Annotated in this window: 5 protein-coding genes; 3 read left to right on the top strand and 2 right to left on the bottom strand. The window is 70.2% G+C overall.

The window, feature by feature from the left end:
* The 3 genes from x551_RS20910 to x551_RS20900 all read left to right on the top strand — a co-directional run.
* Positions 1-379, top strand: a 379-nt coding sequence (locus x551_RS20910; protein WP_036250947.1) for a winged helix domain-containing protein, incomplete at its 5' end; no start/stop codon positions are given.
* Positions 369-899 carry a hypothetical protein gene (locus x551_RS20905; RefSeq protein ID WP_051495863.1) on the top strand — a complete coding sequence of 177 codons (531 nt, stop codon included), beginning with the start codon at positions 369-371 and terminating at the stop codon, positions 897-899. The genes x551_RS20910 and x551_RS20905, both read left to right, overlap by 11 nt.
* Before the next feature lie 142 nt (positions 900-1,041).
* On the top strand, positions 1,042-1,344 hold the full coding sequence (locus tag x551_RS20900; RefSeq protein WP_036234836.1) for a hypothetical protein: 303 nt from the start codon (positions 1,042-1,044) through the stop codon (positions 1,342-1,344).
* A 103-nt stretch (positions 1,345-1,447) separates the two neighbouring features.
* Here x551_RS20900 and x551_RS20895 read toward each other — a convergent pair whose 3' ends face one another.
* The gene (locus tag x551_RS20895; protein ID WP_036234830.1) at positions 1,448-2,215 is read right to left on the bottom strand and encodes an MBL fold metallo-hydrolase; all 768 of its coding nucleotides are present in this window, start codon (positions 2,213-2,215) and stop codon (positions 1,448-1,450) included.
* A 38-nt stretch (positions 2,216-2,253) separates the two neighbouring features.
* A partial coding sequence (bamC, locus tag x551_RS20890) for an outer membrane protein assembly factor BamC (protein ID WP_036250943.1) occupies positions 2,254-2,649 on the bottom strand: 396 nt, incomplete at its 5' end.

Here is a 2,649-nt window from a genome sequence, read left to right as displayed (position 1 = left end):
GGCGCTGCAGCGCTTCGCGGTCGACGCGGTGTCGCGTGCACTGCGTGATCCGCGGGCGCTGCAGGCGGCGCTCGGCGAGGCGCTCACCGAGCCGAAGCCGCGCGTCTGGTTCGCGCCGCCGGCGGAGGTGCGGTCGGTCGACGCAGGCGTGCGCCTGGATCCGCGCACGCGCATGATGTACGACGCGGCCCATGTGTTCGTGAATGGCGAATCCTGGCGCGCCGCGGGGCGTGATGCCGCTCTGATGCGCCGGCTCGCCGACCGCCGTGCGTTGTCGACACGCGAATTGGAGCGGGCCAGCGAGCCTGCACGGGAGTTGCTGACGCAGTGGGCCGAAGACGGCTGGCTGCAGGTCGTGGGAGATGAGGATGGCTGCTGAACCGACCGACCCACCGCAGGAGGGCGCTTCGGCGCCCGCCGGCGGCACCCAGGTGATCGACACGCGCGAGGGCTTCGGCCAGGCCGTGCTGTCCGCGCTGGACGAGTGCGCGGAGGCCGGCGCACGGCATCTCTGGCTGTGCGATCGGGACTTCGCCCGGTGGCCGCTCGGGCAGCCGGCGGTGATCGAGGCGCTGACACGCTGGGCCAGTTCGCGACGCCAGCTGACCGTGCTGGCCGCCGGTTACGATGGCTTCGCGCAGCGTTTCCCGCGCTGGGTGCATTGGCGCCGGCAGTGGTCGCACATCGTCCAGTGCCTGGCAGTCCACGAGGAAGTGGCCGACAAACTGCCGACGCTGCTGTTCGCACCGGAACGCGTGGCCGTCCGCTTGCACGATGGCGAGCGCTACCGGGGCCGGGTCTACCGCGAGACCGCGGATCTGGTGTCCTGTCGAGAACTCGTTGAGGCGCTTTCGCAACGAGCCGACGAAAGCTTCCCTGTCACGACCTTGGGTCTATGAGGGTATGCACCATGTTCGGGATACACTGTTGGGCTAGGCATGGGGCTGCTCGAGCGGCCCTGGTCTTTGTCAGGAACTCGACGTTGTTCGGCGGGTTCCGCCACACCGGTGTTATTTGAACCCTTCGTTTGAGGACCTCATGATGAAAAAATCGCTCCTGCTTGCCACGCTGATCGCTGCTGCCGCCCTCGCTGCTTGCGGCAAGAAGGAAGAAGTCGCGACCGCCGTCGACGCTGCGGCGTCGGCGACCGCGCAGGCCGCTTCGGCCGCCACTGACGCGGCTTCGGCTGCGGCAGGTGCTGCGGCTGACGCTGCGTCGTCGGCTGCCACCGCTGCGACCGACGCAGCCGCTTCGGCCGCCGCCGGTGCCGCCGCGGGCGCTGCGGATGCGGCTTCGGCTGCCGGTGCTGCTGCTTCGGCCGCCATCGACGCTGCCACGAAGTAAATGCAGGCAGGAGGGCGACAGGGCGCTGGTCCCGGTCGCTCCGCGCTTCAGGAAGCCGCCCCTCGGGGCGGCTTTTTTTCGTCCGGCGGCCGCGCGAAGCGGCTCAGGCCAGGTCCAGCCAGTCGAAACCCCGGCGCGCGCTGGCCACCACGATGTCGGCGGCGTCGGTGCCGACCGCCCCGGCCAATGCGGCGGCAGCCAGATCCGGACGGTTGTTCTGTTCGCTCAGATGGGCTGCCACCACATGGCGCAACCCGGCATGTCGGCAGGCGGCCAGCACCTCGGCGGCGGTGTCGTTCGCCAAATGGCCCAGGCGCCCGCCGACACGGGCCTTCAACGAGGCGGGGTACCTCGAGTTCGCCAGCAGGTCCCGGTCGTGATTGCACTCCAGCAGCAGTGCGTCGCAGCCCTGCAATGCACCCAGAAGGTGCGCCGTGATCGAGCCGGCATCGGTGAGCACGCCCAACCGGCGCTGGCCATCGGTGCAGCTCAGTTGCAACGGCTCGGCGGCGTCGTGGGGCACGGTGTAGGGCGACAGTTCGAGATCCCCCACCGCGACGGGAGCCCCGTCGCTCACGAAGTGCAGCAGGTCGTCGTCGAGTTCGGGGGCGCCGATCGCACGCCAGGTGCCGCGGCTCATCCACAGCGGCAGGCGGTGGCGCCGGGCCAGGCTCAGCGCGCAGCCGACGTGGTCACCATGCTCGTGGGTGATGAACAGGGCCGTGAGGCCGGGCGGGTCGAGGCCGAGGCGGCCGAGCCGCAGCGACAGCTCCTTCTGCGTGAAGCCGCAGTCGATCAGCAGGCGGGTCGCGCCGGCCTCCACCAGCGTGGCATTGCCGGTACTGCCGCTGCCGAGGCTGCAAAAGCGCATGGCAGCGACCGCAGTCTCCGCCGTTCAGGCCGTTATCGCTACTTCAGGTCGGTCGCCAGCAGTTCCAGGATGCGCTGCGCGGCATCACCCGTCTCGGAGCCGCCCTGGTTGTTCAGCACCGTCACCAGCGTTGAATCCGCCTGGCTCTTCACCGCGATGCGGTAGCGCGCCAGGCCACCTTGTGCCGCCGCGTCCTTCTTGCCGCCACCGAACAGCTTGCTGAAAAAGCCGGGCTCATCCTTGGCAGCCTGCGCCTGGTCGATGTAGCGCACGTAGTACAGGCCCTGGGCGCGGTCGCGATCCTCGACCGTGAAGCCGCTGCGGTCCAGTGCCAGGCCGACACGCCGCCAGGCGCGGTCGAAGCCCTCGTCGACCTGCAGTCCGGTGCCGGCGCCGGCCAGCAGTCGCGCACGGGCGGCGGGCGGCACCGGGGC

Origin of the sequence: Methylibium sp. T29 (genome assembly GCF_000576205.1) — a bacterium.
GTDB lineage: Bacteria > Pseudomonadota > Gammaproteobacteria > Burkholderiales > Burkholderiaceae_C > Methylibium > Methylibium petroleiphilum.
This window is presented reverse-complemented; position numbering and strand designations above follow the sequence as displayed.

What these genes read in the sequence shown, in the direction of transcription:
- x551_RS20905 (WP_051495863.1), top strand. Translation starts at nt 369, where the DNA reads ATGGCTGCTGAACCGACCGACCCACCGCAGGAGGGCGCTTCGGCGCCC.
- x551_RS20900 (WP_036234836.1), top strand. Translation starts at nt 1,042, where the DNA reads ATGAAAAAATCGCTCCTGCTTGCCACGCTGATCGCTGCTGCCGCCCTC.
- x551_RS20895 (WP_036234830.1), bottom strand. Translation starts at nt 2,215, where the DNA reads ATGCGCTTTTGCAGCCTCGGCAGCGGCAGTACCGGCAATGCCACGCTG.